The organism is Blastomonas sp. 34TW, from assembly GCF_059803595.1.
The window spans coordinates 39303-56647 of record NZ_JAPFGW010000010.1 but is presented as its reverse complement, the minus strand read 5'-3'; the positions used below and the strand labels follow the sequence as shown (position 1 = coordinate 56647).

Below are 17345 nucleotides of genomic sequence, written 5' to 3'. Positions count from 1 at the left end.
CACCCTCACCCAGCTTCGACTAGGTGCTTTGAGCACCAAGTCTTCGCAGCCCTCTCCCATCGAGGGAGAGGGGTGGGGATGTCTCTCCCGGCAAGGGGGAGGGGGATAACAGGAGAGAGTTGCGACCATGACCTACGAAACCATAAAGCTCGATATTGCCGACCAGATTGCCACGATCACGCTCAACGTGCCCGAGCGGCTCAATGCCTGTTCGCTCCCCATGGCGGGTGAGATCAACGATGCGCTCGACCGGCTCGGCGATGCGCGCGCGCTGGTCATCACCGGCGCGGGCAAGGGTTTCTGTTCGGGCGCGGATCTCACCGGCGGCCGCGACAGCTCGATCTCGGGCGGGCAGGGCAGCTACAAGGCGCTGACCCAGCATTACAATCCGATGCTGCTCAAGTTGCACCGGCTGCACATCCCGACGATCAGCGCGGTCAACGGACCTGCTGCGGGCGTCGGCTGCTCGATCGGTCTCGCACCCGATTTCGTCGTGGCGAGCGACAAGGCCTATTTCCTGCAGGCGTTCGTCAATATCGGCCTGGTGCCCGATGGCGGCGCGAGCTGGATGCTGACCCGGCTGATCGGCAAGGCGCGCGCGACCGAGATGATGATGCTGGGCGAGAAGATCCCCGCCGCCAAGGCGCATGACTGGGGCATGGTCTACAAGGTGGTCGAGCATGACAGCCTGATGGACGAGGCGATGGCGCTGGCGAAGCGGCTCGCGGCGATGCCCACCGTGGCCCTCGGCATCATGCGCAAGAACCTGGTCGAGGCGCTCGAATGCGATTTCCACACCGCGCTGGCGCGCGAGGCCGAGGGCCAGCGGATTGCAGGCGACACCAACGATGCGCGCGAAGGCGCCATCGCCTTCCTGCAGAAGCGCAAGCCGAACTTCACCGGCAGCTGATCCAAACCACACGGGACCGATAGAATGACCGATACACCCAATATCACCGACTGGCAGGCTCTGGCCGACAAGGAGGTCAAGGGGCGCGATCTTGCCTGGCAGACGCCGGAGGGGATCGCGGTCAAGCCGCTCTACACGGCGGATGACGTATCGGTCGATCCTGGCCTTCCCGGCTTTGCGCCGTTCACCCGCGGGGTGCGCGCCAGCATGTATGCGGGCCGCCCCTGGACGATCCGGCAATATGCCGGCTTCTCCACCGCCGAGGAATCGAACGCCTTCTATCGCCGCAACCTCGCTGCCGGTCAGAAGGGGCTTTCGGTCGCCTTCGACCTCGCCACGCATCGCGGCTATGACAGCGATCATCCGCGGGTCACCGGCGATGTCGGCAAGGCGGGCGTGGCGATCGATACCGTCGAGGACATGAAGATCCTGTTCGACGGGATTCCGCTCGATCAGATGTCGGTCAGCATGACGATGAACGGCGCGGTGATCCCGATCCTCGCCTTCTTCATCGTCGCGGGCGAGGAGCAGGGGGTCGAGCGCAAGCTGCTCGACGGGACCATCCAGAACGACATCCTCAAGGAGTTCATGGTCCGCAACACGTACATCTACCCGCCCGAGCCCTCGATGCGGATCATCTCGGATATTTTCGGCTACACCTCGCGCGAGATGCCCAAGTTCAACAGCATCTCAATCTCCGGCTACCACATGCAGGAGGCCGGCGCGACGCAGGTGCAGGAGCTCGCCTTCACCATCGCCGACGGCATGGAATATGTGAAATACGGCGTCGCCTCGGGCCTCGACATCGACAAGTTCGCCGGGCGCCTCTCGTTCTTCTTCGCCATCGGCATGAACTTCTTCATGGAAATCGCCAAGCTGCGTGCCGCGCGTGTGCTGTGGCATCGGGTGATGACCAAGCTGGGCGCGAAGGACGAGCGCTCGAAGATGCTGCGCACGCACTGCCAGACCAGCGGCGTGTCGCTAACTGAGCAGGACCCGTATAACAACGTTATCCGCACCACGATCGAGGCGATGGCCGCGATGCTGGGCGGCACGCAATCGCTGCACACCAATGCGCTCGACGAGGCGATTGCGCTACCGACCGATTTTTCCGCGCGCATCGCCCGCAACACGCAGATCGTCATCCAGGAAGAAACCGGGATGACCAAGGTCGTCGATCCGCTGGGTGGCAGCTATTATATCGAGAGCCTGACGCAGGAACTGGTCGACAAGGCGTGGGAGATTATCGAGCGCGTCGAGAGCGAAGGCGGCATGGCCAAGGCGGTCGCGGCGGGCTGGCCCAAGGCGATGATCGAGGAAGCCGCTGCCGGTCGCCAGGCGCGGGTCGATCGCGGCGATGACGTGATCGTCGGGGTGAACAAATACCGGCTCGCGAACGAAGACCTGCTCGAGACGCTCGAGGTCGATAACGCGAAGGTGCGCGAAGGCCAGATCGCGCGGATCAACGCGGTCAAGGCGGCGCGCGACGAGGCTGCATGTCAGGCCGCGCTCGATGCCCTGCGCAAAGGTGCCAGAGCCAAGGGCAATCTGCTCGAACTCGCGGTCGAGGCCGCACGCGCCCGCGCGACGCTGGGCGAGATCAGCGCGGCGATGGAGGACGTGTTCGGCCGCTATGCAACGCGCCCGACCCCGGTCAAGGGCGTGTACGCCGCGCCATACGAGGACGACAGCCGTTGGGCGCAGGTGGTCGATGGCGTCAAGGCGGTCGAGCGCCGCCTGGGGCGCAAGCCGAAGATGCTCGTCGCCAAGATGGGCCAGGATGGGCATGATCGCGGCGCGAACGTGATCGCCTCGGCTTTTGGCGATATGGGCTTTGATGTCGTGTCGGGTCCGCTGTTCCAGACGCCGGAAGAAACGGTGGTGCTGGCGCTCGAGACCGGCGTCGATGTCGTCGGTGCATCCTCGCTTGCCGCCGGACACAAGACGCTGATCCCCGAACTCATTCGCGGCCTCAAGGAAGCCGGGCGCAACGACATCAAGGTGATCGCGGGCGGGGTGATTCCGCCGCAGGATTACGAGTATCTGCGCGATGCTGGGGTGCAGGGCATTTATGGCCCGGGATCGAATGTCGTCGAGTGTGCGGCGGACGTGCTGCGCCTGCTCGGCCACAATATGCCGCCGCTGCAGGAAGCTGCGGAATGAGCGACGATTCGCCAACGGAAGGCGTCAAGCCGGGCGAGGGGGATCCTGAGCTGCTGCTCTACGATTTCCTCAAATATCTCGCGACGCTGGCGCTGCTGATCCTCGGCGCTGTCCTGTCATTGTCCGGTTCCGACAGCAGCTTCTCCAAGCGCAACCTTGCGATCGTGATCTTCGTCGTCGCGGCCGCAGCCTTGATCGCCATCGTTGCCGCCGATCGGGTTGTCGTGCTGCGGATGAAGGGCAAGCCGGTCGATCGCACAGTAAGCTGGTCGCGTGGCGCCTGTATGTGGTTGCTGACGCTTGGGACGGGGGCATTCCTGTCCAATTGGGTCAATGTGTTCGAATGAAATGGAAGAATTGATGATGATAGCCCGAACCGACTGGACCCGCGAGGAAATCACCGCGCTGTTCGATCTGCCGTTCAACGACCTGATGTTCGAGGCGCAGAGCGTGCATCGGGCGAATTTCCCGCGCAACGAGGTGCAGCTTTCCACCCTCCTGTCGATCAAGACCGGCGGTTGCCCGGAAGATTGCGGCTATTGCAGCCAGTCCAAGGATGCGGATAGCGGCGTCAAGGCGACCAAGCTGATGGACGTGCAGGCGGTGCTGCAGGCGGCGGCGCAAGCCAAGGACCATGGCTCGGGCCGGTTCTGCATGGGCGCGGCCTGGCGCAACCCCAAGGACAAGGACATCCCCAAGCTTGCCGCGATGATCAAGGGTGTGCGCGAAATGGGCATGGAAACCTGCATGACGCTTGGGATGCTCACGCCGTCGCAGGCACGCGCGCTCGCCGATGCGGGGCTCGATTACTACAATCACAATATCGATACCGCCCCCGAAAACTACGCCAATGTCATCACCACCCGGACCTTCGAGGACCGGATGGAAACGCTGGAAAACGTGCGCTCGGCGGGCATCAACGTGTGCTGCGGCGGCATTGTCGGCATGGGCGAGACCCGGGTGGACCGCATCGGCTTCATCCACGCGCTGGCCACCATGCCGCATCCGGAAAGCGTGCCGATCAACGCGCTGGTCCCGGTCAAGGGCACGGTGCTGGGCGACATGCTCGCCGATACGCCGCTGGCGAAGATCGATGAGATCGAGTTCGTCCGCACCGTCGCCGTCGCGCGCATCACCATGCCGCATTCGATGGTGCGCCTGAGCGCGGGCCGCGAGAGCATGTCGGAAAGCTGCCAGGCCCTGTGCTTCATGGCTGGCGCGAACAGCATCTTCACCGGCGACAAGCTGCTCACCGCACCCAATGCCGGCGACGACAAGGATGGTGCGCTGCTCGCCAAGCTGGGCATGAAGGCGATGGCCGCTCAGCCGCACGGGCACCTGGAGGCGGCGGAGTAAGTATGGGTTACGCCGCTGCCACCTCGCGCTTCACCGCCTCGCCATATTTGGCCTGCGCCTGATGCAGATCGTAGGCCGCCTGCATGTTAAGCCACAGCCGGGCCGGGGTGCCGAGGCTAGCCTCCAACCGCAATGCGGTTTCGGGGCTGATGCCGCGTCTTCCGGCGACAATATCCTGTATCCGCTGCGGCGGTACGCGCAGTTTCAGCGCAAAGGCGTTGGCAGAAAGGCCGCGCGCTTCCAGCTCTTCCTTGAGCACCGCGCCGGGATGAACCTGGGTAAAGGCAAAGTCGGTCATCTCACGTCCTCAATGATAATCCACAATCTCAACATCTTCGGCATGGCCATCGCGAAATCGGAAGACCAGTCGCCAAGGGCCGTTGATGGTCATCGCCCATTGGCCTTGCCTGTCACCCGAAAGGCTGTGCAACCCCACCGATTTCAACGGCGGAATGTCTTCCAGCGCGGTTGCCGCATGCAGCAACTGCAAACGCGCCATGGCTTTGGCTACATCCAACCCGCCGAATTTGGATTTGCCCGTTTGGGCAAAGCGTTCCGTGGCGCGATTGGCAAAGCTGACGATCACCTTGCCTTCATCTCATGCAACCCATGACACGTCAATCATGTCATACTCAAACGGGGCCTTGATATGCCAATCACCAAAATCCTGATCGCAAACCGGGGCGAGATCGCCTGCCGCGTTATCCGCACGGCCCGCAAGATGGGCATCAAGACGGTCGCCGTCTATTCGGATGCCGATGCGCGCAGCCCTCATGTCGAGATGGCGGATGAGGCGGTGCATATCGGGCCGTCGCCCGCCGCGCAGTCCTATCTGCTGGCGGACAAGATTATCGAGGCATGCAAGGCGACCGGCGCGGATGCGGTACATCCGGGCTATGGTTTCCTCTCCGAACGCACCAGCTTTGCCGAGGCGCTGAAAGCGGCAGGCATCACCTTTATCGGCCCGCCCCCTGGCGCGATCGCTGCCATGGGCGACAAGATCGAATCCAAGAAGCTGGCGCTTCAGGCGGGCGTCAATGTCGTCCCCGGCTTTGTCGGCGAGATCGAGGATACCGAGCATGCGGTGCGCATCGCCAGCGAGATCGGCTATCCGGTGATGATGAAGGCCTCGGCGGGCGGTGGCGGCAAGGGCATGCGCCTGGCCTATAGCGAACAGGACGTGCGCGAAGGCTTCGAGGCGACCAAGCGCGAGGGCCTGAACAGTTTTGGCGACGACCGCGTGTTCATCGAAAAGTTCATCGAACAGCCGCGCCATATCGAGATCCAGGTGCTCGGCGACCAGCATGGCAATATTGTCTATCTGGGCGAGCGCGAATGCTCGATCCAGCGCCGCCACCAGAAGGTGGTGGAAGAAGCGCCATCGCCGTTCGTTAGCCCTGAAATGCGCAAGAAGATGGGCGAACAGGCCGTCGCGCTGGCACGCGCAGTGGGCTATTACAGCGCGGGCACGGTCGAACTGATCGTCTCGGGCGCGGACACCACCGGCGACAGCTTCTACTTTCTCGAGATGAACACCCGGCTGCAGGTCGAGCATCCCGTGACCGAGCTCGTCACCGGGCTCGATCTGGTCGAACAGATGATCCGCGTCGCGCAGGGCGAGCCGCTGGCCTTCACGCAGGACGACATCAAGCTGACCGGCTGGGCGGTCGAGAACCGCGTCTATGCCGAAGACCCGTATCGTGGCTTCCTGCCCTCGATCGGCCGTTTGGTCCGTTACAACCCACCCAAGCAGAAAAAGGGCGTGCGCGTCGACGATGGCGTGGAAGAGGGCGGCGAGGTCTCGATCCATTACGACCCGATGATCGCCAAGCTGATCACCTATGGCGAAACCCGGCTCGACGCCATCGACCGGCAGATCACCGCGATCGACCGGTTCGAGATCGAGGGGCCGGGGCATAATCTCGATTTCGTCTCGGCGCTGATGCAGCATGAGCGCTTCCGCTCGGGCAATATCACCACCGGCTTCATCGCCGAGGAATATCCCGATGGCTTCCACGGTGCGCCGGCCTCGCCTGAATTGCTGCGGCGTCTGGCGGCGATGGCGGCTTTCATCGCCACCGCAGAGGCCGATCGTGCACTGCGCGTCTCCGATCAGCTCGGCAACCGCCTGACCCCGCCGTCCGAATGGCGCGTGCGCAAGGGCGATATCGCGATGGAGGTCTCGGTCAGCGAGGATGCCATCGTCGTCGATGGTGAAGTCGTCGACCTGTCGATGGGCTACACCCCGGGCGACCGGCTCGCGGTGGCCGATTTCGGCGACGAGGAAGAAAGCGACGAGCTCGCGGTCAAGGTCCAGCGCACCCGCACCGGCTTTGCGCTGACCGCCCGCGGTGCGACGCACAGTTTCGAGGTGCTGCCCGCACATGTTGCCGCGCACGCCCGGCACATGATCGAGAAGGTTCCGCCCGATCTGTCGCGCTTCCTGCTCTGCCCGATGCCCGGCCTGCTGGTGAAGCTGCACGTGGCCGAAGGCGACAAGGTGCAACCCGGCCAACCGCTCGCGATCGTGGAAGCGATGAAGATGGAGAACATCCTGCGCGCCGAAAAGGCCGCGACGGTCAAGACGATCAGCGCGACGGAAGGCGACAGCCTGGCGGTCGACGCGGTGATCCTGGAGCTGGAATAAGCGGTCCATAGAGGAAGTGATCGCTGTCCAGTCAGGGAACGGGCTGGACAGTTGATTGCGCTCGAAATCCTCTCCATAGACTGACGCCCTAGGGACTGGATGGGGAGAGCGCTGGATGGCCGCAACGGCTGCAGCAGACGGGCAGGATTTCGACGCTAGCCGCGACCGGCTGGTGATCGTCGCATCCTCGCTCGGCACGGTATTCGAATGGTATGATTTCTTCGTCTACGGGATCCTGGCGACGCTGATCGGCCAGCTGTTCTTCCCGTCGGACAATCCTACCGCCGCCACGCTCGCCTCGCTGGCGATCTTCGGCGCGGGCTTCGGTGTGCGTCCGCTGGGCGCGGTGCTGTTCGGCTATCTGGGCGACAAGGTGGGGCGCAAGTACACGTTCCTCGTCACCATTTCGCTGATGGGCGGCGCGACCGCCTCGATCGGTCTGCTGCCGACCTTTGCCACCGCAGGAGTCTGGGCCGCGGCACTGCTGCTGGTGCTGCGCTGCCTGCAGGGGCTGGCACTGGGCGGCGAATATGGGGGCGCTGCCATCTATGTCGCCGAGCACGCTCCGCCGGGCAAGCGCGGGCAATATACCAGCTGGATCCAGGCATCGGTCGCGGGCGGCTTCCTGCTCGCGGTGATCTGCGTGCTGGCGACGCGCAAGCTGATGACCCCTGAGGATTTCAACGCCTGGGGTTGGCGCGTGCCGTTCCTGATCTCGATCCTGCTGCTTGCGATCTCGCTCTATATCCGCATGAAGCTATCCGAAAGCCCGGTCTTCCAGGCGATGAAGGCCGCAGGCTCCACGTCGAAGAACCCGTTCATGGACAGCCTGCGCTATCCCGGCAATATCAAGCGGGTGATGGTCGCGCTGTTCGGCGTCGCCGCGGGTCTGACGGTGATCTACTACACCTCGCAGTTCGGCACGCTCTATTTTCTTACCGGCACCGCACGCGTCGCAGAGGAAGATGCGTTGCTATACATGGCCGCAGGCGCCACGCTGGCCGCACCGCTCTATGTATTCTTCGGTTGGCTGTCCGACCGGGTGGGGCGCAAGCGGTTGCTGCTGATCGGCTATGGTCTGACGGTGGTACTGTTGTTCCCGCTGTTCCACCTGATGGCGCAAGCGGCTAATCCCGCGCTCGAAGCCGCGACCAAGACCTCGCCGGTCACGCTCGCCATGCCCGAATGCGCGTTCAATGCGTTGCAGCGCACGCAGACCACCGAGTGCGGCAAGGCGCTCAATTTCCTCAGCAAGCGCGGCATAAGCTATACCAAGGTCGATGGCGATGCCGTGGCGCTGAGCGTCGGCGGCACGGTCGTGCGCGGCTATGACGAAAAGGCCTATGTCGCCGCGCTCGAAAAGGCGGGCTATCCCGACAAGTCCGATCCGGCCTCGCGCCAGCCCTTGCTGATCATCCTGTCGGTCGCGTTGATGGTGGCGCTGTCGGCGATGACCTATGGTCAGGTCGCCGCGATCATGGTCGAACTGTTCCCGGCCAAGATCCGCTATACCTCGATGTCGATCCCCTATCATATCGGCACCGGCTATTTTGGCGGATTCCTGCCCTATATCTCGCAATATATCGTCGCGCGCACGGGCGATGCCTATTCGGGGCTGTGGTACACGATCGCGGTCGTCGTGATGGCCTTTACCGTGTCGCTGATCTGGCTGCCGGAAACTTCGGGGCAGGACGATATTGGCTGAGGCCGTTCCATTGCAGGCGAACATGCGGTTGGTGCTCGATGGCGGGGCGCTGGTCGCCAACTGGTGCGCGCTCAATCGATTGAGCGGAAGCGCCTCTGCGGGCGCAGCGGTCAAGGCCGATGGCTATGGCCTGGGCGCGGCCGAGGTCGTGCGGCGGCTGTCGGCCGCGGGATGTGGCGACTTTTTCGTCGCGCATTGGGGCGAGGCACAGGCATTGGCCGGAAAAGTCGATCCGGCGCGGCTTGCGGTGCTGCACGGCATCGCTCCTGGCGAGGAGGAAGCGGCCCGCGCCGGGCTGGCGATCCCGGTGCTCAACAGCGCCGAGCAGATCGCCCGTTGGCGCGACGCAGGCGGCGGGCGCTGTCATGTGATGATCGATACCGGCATGAGCCGGCTGGGGCTGGACTGGCGCGACGATGTCACGGGCCTGTGCGCCGGGCTCGATGTCGATCTGTGCATGAGCCATCTGGCATCGGCGGATGAGGACAGCGCGCAGAACGCTCAGCAGCTGGAACGCTTTGAGCAGGTGCGGCATGGCGTGAAGGCGCTGCGCTACAGCTTCGCCAACAGCGCAGGGATTGCGCTGGGGAATGCCTATCATTTCGACAGCACCCGGCCGGGTCTGGCGCTCTATGGCGGCGTGCCCTGCGATGCGCTGGGTGAGCATATCCGGCCGGTCATGCGGCTGGAGACGCGAATCCTGCAGGTGCGCGATGTCCGCGCGGGCGACAGCATCGGCTATGGCGCAACCTTTGTCGCGCAGCATGACATGCGCACCGCGACCCTGGCGCTGGGCTATGCCGATGGCTTCAAGCGGGCTTTGTCGTCGATCGGCGCGTTCCGGCATGGCGATGCACGCCTGCCGATCCTGGGGCGTGTGTCGATGGACCTGACGTGCATCGACCTCAGCGCCGCACCCTATCTGGGCGAGGGGGACTGGATTGCCGCTGATGTGGTGCTTCCCGAAGTACAGCAGGCGACCGGCATCAGCCAGTATGAATGGCTCACCCAGATCGGCCGACGGTTCGACCGGATCTGGGTGGATTGAGCGCCTGGGCCCGGCTGTTGCCGGACGACGGCGTGGCCTTACCGCTCGACCGTCAGCGCAATGCCCATGCCGCCGCCGATGCAAAGGGTTGCCAGGCCCTTCTTGGCGTCGCGGCGGCCCATTTCGTAGAGCAAAGTGGTGAGCACGCGCGCGCCGCTGGCGCCGATCGGGTGACCGATGGCGATCGCGCCGCCATTGACGTTCACCTTTTCGGGGTCCCAGCCCATTTCCTGCGTGACGGAGAGCGCCTGCGCAGCGAACGCCTCGTTCGATTCGATGAGATCAAGGTCCTCGACCTTCCAGCCCGCCTTGGCGAGCGCGCGGCGGCTCGCCGAGACCGGGCCGATGCCCATGATCGACGGGTCGACTCCCATCGACGCCCAGCTGGCAATCCGCGCCAGCGGGGTGAGCCCGCGCTTGGCGGCGTCCTCTTCGCGCATCAGCACCAGCGCGGCCGCGCCGTCGTTGAGGCCGGAGGCATTGGCGGCAGTGACGGTGCCGTCCTTCTTGAACGCGGGCTTGAGGCCAGCGACGCTGTCATAGGTCGCGCCGGCGCGGATATATTCGTCCTGGTCGACGATCGTATCGCCCTTGCGGCCCTTGATCGTGACCGGCGCGATCTCGTCGGCAAAGCGGCCCTCGGCGCGCGCGGCCTCGGCGAGGTTCTGCGAGCGAACCGCAAAGCGGTCCTGCGCCTCGCGGCTGATCTGGTATTTCTCGGCCAGGTTCTCGGCAGTGATGCCCATATGATACTGGTTGAACACATCGGTGAGGCCATCATAGACCATGGTATCGACCAGCTTCATGTCGCCCATCTTCTGGCCCGAGCGCAGCATCTGCGCGTGCGGCGACATCGACATGTTTTCCTGTCCGCCCGCAATCACCACATCCGCGTCGCCATTGGCGATCGACTGGAACCCGAGCGCGACCGCGCGCAGGCCCGATCCGCAGACCTGGTTGACGCCATAGGCGGGGACTTCCTTGGGCACGCCCGCGTTGAGCGAGGCTTGGCGCGCTGGGTTCTGGCCCTGGGCGGCGGTGAGCACCTGGCCGAGGATCACTTCCGAAACTTCCTCGGGCGAGAGCCCCGATTGCGCCAGCGCGGCCTCGATCGCGATGCGGCCCAGTTCGTGTGCGGGGGTCGCGGCATAGGCCCCCAGAAAGCTGCCCAAAGGGGTGCGCTTGGCGGCGGTGATGACGATGTTCGACATGATGGGCGTTCTCCAATGGCTGGGGAGGTTCGATCGTGTTCGTTATGTAGAAGCTTCGTGTGACAATATCCACCGCCTGACCATTGGCGACAGCGTGGTCGGCGCGCTGCCGCCGATGACCATGCCGACATGGCCCGAAGCCAGCACCTCGCGCCCCGGCACATCCGGCGAGCAGGCCAGCGGAACGATGGCATCGCTCGCCGAAGCGAATTCCATTACGGGACCGCGCACCTTGTCGGGTGCGATGGTTACGTCTTCGATCACCCATTTGCCCCTGCCGCTTCGGTCATCGCGATAGAGCTGCTCGAACAACTGCGCGCCCAGCGCGAAGGGCAGGGGCTCGCCGCCATTGGCCCAGTCCTCGACCGCGACGAAGCGGCGCGCGGCGGAACTGTCCTCGGGCATGGCTCCGAATTTCAGATATTTCTCGATCAGCTTGGCAGGCGAAAGCGTCCAGAAGCCATGCTGCATCACCTCCATCGGCACCAGCCCCATCGCTTCGCACGCCGGGCGATGGTGTTGCCACATCGCGGTCAGCTCTGCCCGGCGCCTCGCAGGATAGCCGCTGAAATGCCAGGGCGTTGCGATCATCGTCAGGCTGCGCACCTCGATATGGCAGGCTGCAGCCATGGCGATCATTCCGCCCAGGCAATAGCCCACCAGATGCACCGGGCGGCCGATCTTCTGCAGCATCGGCAGCAGCAGCCGGGTGGCGAGATGATCGAGATCATGGTCCCGGTGTTCGGGGGTCGTGGTGCCCCAGTCGACCAGGGCCGAGGACAGGCCATGCCCGCCCAGCCAGCCCATCAGCGAGCAATCGGCATCCATGTCGAGCACATGCGGCGCGTTGATCGGAGAGGGGACGAACACGATCTGCGGGGGCTCGGCATCGCCCTGCGCCGTTTCGCCTGCTGCACTGCGCAACATGGCCTTGCCGTGTTGCAGCAAGACTGTCCCGGGTTGGCGCAAAAAGCTGCGATCTGCGCGGCCATAGCGGTCAAGCGCCTGCAAAAGCTGGATCAGTCGCGGCGGATCGTCCGCGAGCTGCTGGCGTGCCAGTGCCAGGAAAAGTGGCAAAGGGCGGGGTGCATGTTGCAGTGCACTATGCTGCGGTGCTACAGTCTCATGGGATTGAACGGGAGATGCACGCATGGCCAAATCTGGCACCTCGGATTCGGATGATGTCATCATCATCAAAAAATACGCCAACCGTCGCCTCTACAACACCCGGTCGTCGAGCTATATCACGCTGGACTACCTTGCCAAGCTGACCCGCGAAGGCAAGGATTTCCAGGTTGTTGATGCCAAGACCGGCGACGACATCACCCATAACATCCTCACGCAAATCATCATGGAAGAAGAATCGAGCGGCCAGCAGATGCTGCCCGTCGGCTTTCTGCGCGAACTGATCTCGATGTACGGCAATTCGATGCAGTCGATGATCCCGCAATATCTCGAAGCCTCGATGGAAGCCTTCCGCAAGAACCAGGAAAAGTTCCAGAGCGCGATGGAAGGCAGCATCAAGAACAGCCCGTTCGCCCAGCTCGCTCGGCAGAATCTGGCAATGTTCGAAGCGGCATCCAGCGCCTTCACCCCGCGCAAGGACAAGCCGGCCAGCCCGGCCCAGCCGGTCGCCGCGTCGTCCGATGACGAAATCGCCGCGCTCAAGGCCCAGCTTTCGGCCATGCAGCGCAAGATCGACGATCTTGTCGACAAGAAATAACCGATAGGCCGCCTGGAACGGAAACAGGCAATTGCCTGTTGGCTCGGCAGAGCCTAGGCACGCGGGCCTATCTTGATTGCAGGACTGAAATTCACGTGAGCCAGAAGAACGCACTGCCCGTCACCCGGCAGGAAGATTTTGCCGCCTGGTATCAGGCCGTCATCCAGGAAGCCGATCTCGCCGAGGAATCAGGCGTGCGCGGCTGCATGATCATGCGCCCCTGGGGCTATGGCATCTGGGAACGCATCCAGATGCTTCTCGACCGCAAGATCAAGGAAAGCGGCCACGAGAACTGCTATTTCCCGCTGTTCATTCCCTTGAGCTATTTCGCCAAGGAGGCGGAGCATGTCGAAGGCTTTGCCAAGGAGATGGCGGTCGTTACGCACCATCGGCTGAAGATGGAGGACGGCGCGCTGGTCGTCGATCCTGAAGCCAAGCTCGAAGAACCGCTGGTCGTGCGCCCCACATCGGAAACGGTGATCGGGACCGCTTTTTCACGCTGGCTGCAGAGCTGGCGCGACCTGCCGATCATGGTCAACCAATGGGCCAATGTCGTGCGCTGGGAAATGCGCACCCGCATGTTCCTGCGCACCTCCGAATTCCTCTGGCAGGAAGGCCATACCGCGCACGAGAACGAGGCGGATGCGATGGCCGAGACGCTGACCATCCTGCAGATGTACCGCGATTTCGCGCAAGGGCCGCTCGCCATGCCGGTGATCGCAGGCGAAAAGCCGGAGAACGAGCGCTTCCCCGGTGCGGTCGCGACCTATTCGATCGAGGCAATGATGCAGGACGGCAAGGCGCTGCAGGCCGGCACCTCGCATTATCTCGGCCAGAATTTCGCGCACGCGCAGAACATCCGCTTCCAGGATCGCGAAGGCCAGTTCCAGTTCGCGCACACCACCAGCTGGGGCGTTTCGACGCGGCTGGTCGGCGGCGTGATCATGACGCATGGCGACGACGATGGCCTGAAGGTGCCGCCGCAGATCGCTCCGCACCAGATCGTGATCGTGCCGATGCTGCGCGAGACGCCCGAGGACGAAGCGCTGCTCGCCTATTGCACCAGGATCCGCAACGCGCTGATCGACGCCTCGGCGTTCGGCGAGCCCTTGCGTGTGCTGATCGACAAGAAGCCCGGCAAGGCCGGTCCCAAGCGCTGGGGCTGGGTCAAGAAGGGCGCGCCGATCATTCTCGAGATCGGCGGGCGCGATGCCGCGGGCGAACAGGTGACGATGCTGCGCCGCGACTCGCTTTATGGCGAGGACGGCAAGCTCGCCAACCAGGCGATGCACTGGGAATCGTTCGTCGGCCAGGCCCCGGCATTGCTCGACCAGATCCAGACGCTGATGTTCTGCTCGGCCAAGGCGCGGCTCGATGCCGAGATCCGCAACGATGTCACTGATCTCGAAGGGCTCAAGGCGCATTTCGAGGGCAGCAAATATCCCGGCTGGGTCGCGGTGGACTGGTGCCGCCCGACCGGCGAGGCGCTGGACAAGGTGGTCGAACAATTGAAGGCGCTGAAGCTCACCATCCGCAACACGCCCGAGGGTTCGTCCCCGGCGGGCGCGACCTGCTTCTTCACCGGCGGTCCCGCAGTCGAGCGCGTGCTGCTCGCCCGGGCCTATTGAGCCTGGGGTGGCGGGCGCTCGCTCATGCAAGGGGAAACCGGATCGCGCGGCAGCGGGCATGCCCAGCCGCGACGATATCCTCAAATTCCTGAGCGAGAGCCAGGACGAGGCGGGCAAGCGCGAGATCGCCAAGCATTTTCGGCTCAAGGGCGCGGAGAAGATTGCGCTCAAGGCGCTGCTCAAGGACATGGCCGATGAAGGCCTGATCGACAGCAGCAAGGGCCGCGCGTTCCACAAGATGGGCGGCCTGCCCAAGGTCACCGTGCTCAAGGTGATCGAGGTGGAGGGCCGCGAGCTGATCGCGGTCCCGGACAACTGGCAGGCCGAGGGCGTGCCGATGCCGCGCGTGCGCCTGTCCGAGCGCGGGCGGTCCGGCGCGCTGGCAGTGGGCGACCGGGTGCTGGCGCGCACCGAAGAGGCCGGCAGCGGCTATCGCGCCTTCGTGATGAAGAAGCTGCAGCGCGCGAGCGAGCAGCTGCTCGGCGTCGTGGAGAGGGGCGAAGGGCGCAAGCTGTGGCTCAAGCCCGTCGACAAGCGCATCCGCCGCATGGTGCCGATCTCCGATGCGGGCAATGCCGAGCCGGGCCAGCTCGTGCTCGCCGAGCAGCATGGCCAGCGCGATCGGGTCAGCGCCAAGGTCACCGAGGTGCTGGGCGAACCATTCGCGCCGCGCTCGTTCAGCCTGATCGCGATTCACAAATACGGCATTCCGCACGATTTTCCGTCAGACGCCATCGAAGAGGCCGAGCGCGCGGCGAAGCTGCCGCTGTCCGCCGACCATCGCGAGGACCTGCGCCATCTGCCGATCGTTGCGATCGATCCGGTCGATGCGCGCGACCACGATGATGCCATCTGGGCGACGCCCGATGACGATCCGGCCAACGAAGGCGGCTATCGTGCGATCGTCGCGATCGCGGATGTGAGCTATTATGTCCGCCCCGGCGGCGCGATCGACCGCGCAGCGCGCAAGCGCGGCAACAGCGTCTATTTCCCCGACCGGGTGGTGCCGATGCTGCCTGAGCTCCTTTCGGCGGATATGTGCTCGCTGAAGGCGGGGCAGGACCGCGCGGCGATGGTCTGCCACCTCGTCATCGACAAGGCGGGTAAGCTCAAGAGCTGGCGCTTCACCCGCGCGCTGGTGAGGCTCGCGGCCAATATTGCCTATGAGGATGCGCAGGCGGCGATCGATGGGGCACTCCAAAAGCCCCTCCCCTTCAGGGGAGGGGTTGGGGTGGGGCCTGCGCAACCGCAAGGCTCTGCAGACGCCCCCGCCCCCTACCCCTCCCCTGAAGGGGAGGGGCTTGATCAGCTGACCGAAAGCGTCCTGAAGCCGCTCTGGGCGTGCTGGAAACTGCTGTTCAAGGCGCGCGAGGCGCGCGAGCCGCTCGATCTCGATCTGCCCGAGCGGCGGATCGTGCTCGACGAGGCGGGGCGCATTGTCAGCGTAGCGGTCCGCGAGCGGCTCGACGCGCACCGGCTGGTCGAGGATTTCATGATCGCCGCCAATGTCGCTGCGGCCAAGGCGCTGGAGGCGAAAAAGGCGCCGGTGGTGTACCGCGTCCACGAGCCGCCCTCGCGCGAGAAGCTCGTGGCTTTGAAGGATTATCTTGCGACCTTCGACATCAGCTTCGCGCTGGGCCAGGTGGTTCGACCCGCCACGTTCAACGGCATCCTGGCCAAGGTCACCGACGATACCGTCAAGCCATTGGTGATGGAGCAGGTGCTGCGCAGCCAGACCCAGGCCTATTACGGGCCACGCAACATGGGCCATTTTGGCTTGTCGCTGGCTTCGTACGGGCATTTCACCAGCCCGATCCGTCGCTATGCCGATCTGCTGCTGCACCGCGCGCTGGTCGACGCGCACGGGCTTGAACAACCGCCCGCGCCGAAGCTCGATCTTCCGCCCACCACGGGCCTTGCCGAGCATGATGCCGCTTCGCTCGACCGTATCTGCGAACTGATCAGCGGGTTTGAGCGCCGCGCGATGGAGGCCGAGCGCGAAACGGTCGATCGCTATGTCGCCGCGTTTCTCGCCACCAAGGTCGGCGAGATTCACAAGGTCCGCATCACCGGCGTTCAGAGCTTCGGCTTTTTCGCGACGATCGAGGAATTCGGCGGCGATGGGCTGGTGCCGGTCTCGACTTTGGGGGCGGAGCGCTTCTGGTATGATGAAGCCTCGCAAACGCTGACCGGCGAAAGCAGCGGCGAGCGTTATTCCGTTGGTCAGCGGCTTGAGCTACGTCTCGCCGAGGCCGATCCGGTGACGGGGGCGATCAAGTTCGAGCTGCCCGAAGGCGGCAACTTCATGCGCGAACCCTATCGCGGAAAGCCGGATGGCAAGCCAAAACGACCACCGATCAAGCGGCGCGGACGCCCTGCCAATATTCGCCACCAGTCGCGTTAAGACATCCGGTCGATTTCCTCGTCCGACAATCCGCCGGGGACGATGGTGACGGGGCAGGGCAGCGCGCCCGCATCGGCTCCGGCGAAATGGGTGATCAGCGGGCCCGGCGCGCCGGTGGCGGCAGCCCCCAGCACCAGCATGGCAAGGTCCGGGCAACTGGCCATGTAATTGCGGATTTCCTTGGTGGCATCGCCCATCCGCACCGTGATCATCGGGCGTTGTCCCATGTCCTCGAACAAGGTACCGGCGGCGTCGGTGACCAGGGCCTCGGCGCGGCTGCGCGCCTCGTCCTCGATCGTCGCCTGCACACCGCCCCAGGCGACGAAATCCTGCTTGGGGACCAAAGCCAGGATATGCACCTGGCCTCCGGTATGCTGTGCGCGGCGCGAGGCGAAGCGGAGCGCTGTCAACGCCTCGCTCGTCTCATCCATGATAACCAGATATACCCGCATTTTTTGCTGCCCCATTTGCTGCGCGGCAGACTGCGCCAAAATGATAGGTGTGGCAAGGGTCTGCCCCCTTGACCCTACGGCTTGAAGCGTCGAGAACG

The 17345-nt window shown here is 64.2% G+C and carries 15 protein-coding genes; 10 read left to right on the top strand and 5 right to left on the bottom strand.

Going from position 1 to position 17345, the window contains the following annotated elements:
• Positions 1-127: 127 nt before the first annotated feature.
• From OPU69_RS13580 to bioB, 4 genes are read left to right on the top strand one after another with little or no spacing between them, the layout of a single operon-like run.
• Positions 128-910: an enoyl-CoA hydratase-related protein gene (locus OPU69_RS13580; RefSeq protein ID WP_498511755.1), complete on the top strand. Its 783-nt coding sequence runs from the start codon at positions 128-130 to the stop codon at positions 908-910.
• A 24-nt stretch (positions 911-934) separates the two neighbouring features.
• Complete coding sequence (gene scpA / locus OPU69_RS13575; protein WP_498511753.1) at positions 935-3073, top strand: methylmalonyl-CoA mutase; 2139 nt, start codon at positions 935-937, stop codon at positions 3071-3073.
• On the top strand, positions 3070-3420 hold the full coding sequence (locus OPU69_RS13570) for a hypothetical protein (RefSeq protein ID WP_498511751.1): 351 nt from the start codon (positions 3070-3072) through the stop codon (positions 3418-3420). The genes scpA and OPU69_RS13570 overlap by 4 nt, the downstream gene beginning before the upstream one ends.
• Before the next feature lie 13 nt (positions 3421-3433).
• Entirely contained in the window at positions 3434-4429 is a 996-nt protein-coding gene (bioB, locus tag OPU69_RS13565; protein WP_498511749.1) for a biotin synthase BioB, read from the top strand.
• A gap of 7 nt (positions 4430-4436) precedes the next feature.
• Here bioB and OPU69_RS13560 read toward each other — a convergent pair whose 3' ends face one another.
• Both OPU69_RS13560 and OPU69_RS13555 read right to left on the bottom strand, forming a co-directional pair.
• On the bottom strand, positions 4437-4727 hold the full coding sequence (locus OPU69_RS13560) for a HigA family addiction module antitoxin (protein WP_060977375.1): 291 nt from the start codon (positions 4725-4727) through the stop codon (positions 4437-4439).
• 9 nt (positions 4728-4736) lie between these two features.
• Positions 4737-5015: a type II toxin-antitoxin system RelE/ParE family toxin gene (locus OPU69_RS13555; protein ID WP_060977374.1), complete on the bottom strand. Its 279-nt coding sequence runs from the start codon at positions 5013-5015 to the stop codon at positions 4737-4739.
• A gap of 63 nt (positions 5016-5078) precedes the next feature.
• Here OPU69_RS13555 and OPU69_RS13550 point away from each other — a divergent pair, with 63 nt between their 5' ends.
• The 3 genes from OPU69_RS13550 (at position 5079) to alr (ending at position 9829) form a co-directional block, all read left to right on the top strand.
• A complete protein-coding gene (locus OPU69_RS13550; protein ID WP_060977373.1) occupies positions 5079-7076 on the top strand; it encodes an acetyl-CoA carboxylase biotin carboxylase subunit in 1998 nt (665 codons plus the stop codon).
• 115 nt (positions 7077-7191) lie between these two features.
• Complete coding sequence (locus OPU69_RS13545; RefSeq protein ID WP_060977372.1) at positions 7192-8781, top strand: MFS transporter; 1590 nt, start codon at positions 7192-7194, stop codon at positions 8779-8781.
• Positions 8782-8803: 22 nt separating this feature from the next.
• A complete protein-coding gene (gene alr / locus OPU69_RS13540; protein ID WP_498511746.1) occupies positions 8804-9829 on the top strand; it encodes an alanine racemase in 1026 nt (341 codons plus the stop codon).
• 38 nt (positions 9830-9867) lie between these two features.
• Here the strand turns inward: alr and OPU69_RS13535 are convergent, their stop codons facing one another.
• On the bottom strand, positions 9868-11040 hold the full coding sequence (locus OPU69_RS13535) for an acetyl-CoA C-acetyltransferase (protein ID WP_498511744.1): 1173 nt from the start codon (positions 11038-11040) through the stop codon (positions 9868-9870).
• Positions 11041-11082: 42 nt separating this feature from the next.
• Entirely contained in the window at positions 11083-12117 is a 1035-nt protein-coding gene (locus OPU69_RS13530) for an alpha/beta fold hydrolase (RefSeq protein WP_498511742.1), read from the bottom strand.
• A gap of 73 nt (positions 12118-12190) precedes the next feature.
• Here OPU69_RS13530 and phaR point away from each other — a divergent pair, with 73 nt between their 5' ends.
• The 3 genes from phaR (at position 12191) to OPU69_RS13515 (ending at position 16795) form a co-directional block, all read left to right on the top strand.
• Entirely contained in the window at positions 12191-12763 is a 573-nt protein-coding gene (gene phaR / locus OPU69_RS13525) for a polyhydroxyalkanoate synthesis repressor PhaR (protein ID WP_060977368.1), read from the top strand.
• 95 nt (positions 12764-12858) lie between these two features.
• Entirely contained in the window at positions 12859-14391 is a 1533-nt protein-coding gene (gene proS, locus OPU69_RS13520) for a proline--tRNA ligase (RefSeq protein ID WP_498511739.1), read from the top strand.
• A 58-nt stretch (positions 14392-14449) separates the two neighbouring features.
• On the top strand, positions 14450-16795 hold the full coding sequence (locus OPU69_RS13515; RefSeq protein WP_498511737.1) for a ribonuclease R family protein: 2346 nt from the start codon (positions 14450-14452) through the stop codon (positions 16793-16795).
• On the opposite strand, the gene OPU69_RS13510 is transcribed toward OPU69_RS13515, so the two are convergent.
• A complete protein-coding gene (locus OPU69_RS13510; RefSeq protein WP_023838999.1) occupies positions 16792-17247 on the bottom strand; it encodes a universal stress protein in 456 nt (151 codons plus the stop codon). The genes OPU69_RS13515 and OPU69_RS13510 overlap by 4 nt on opposite strands.
• Positions 17248-17345 lie beyond the last annotated feature (98 nt).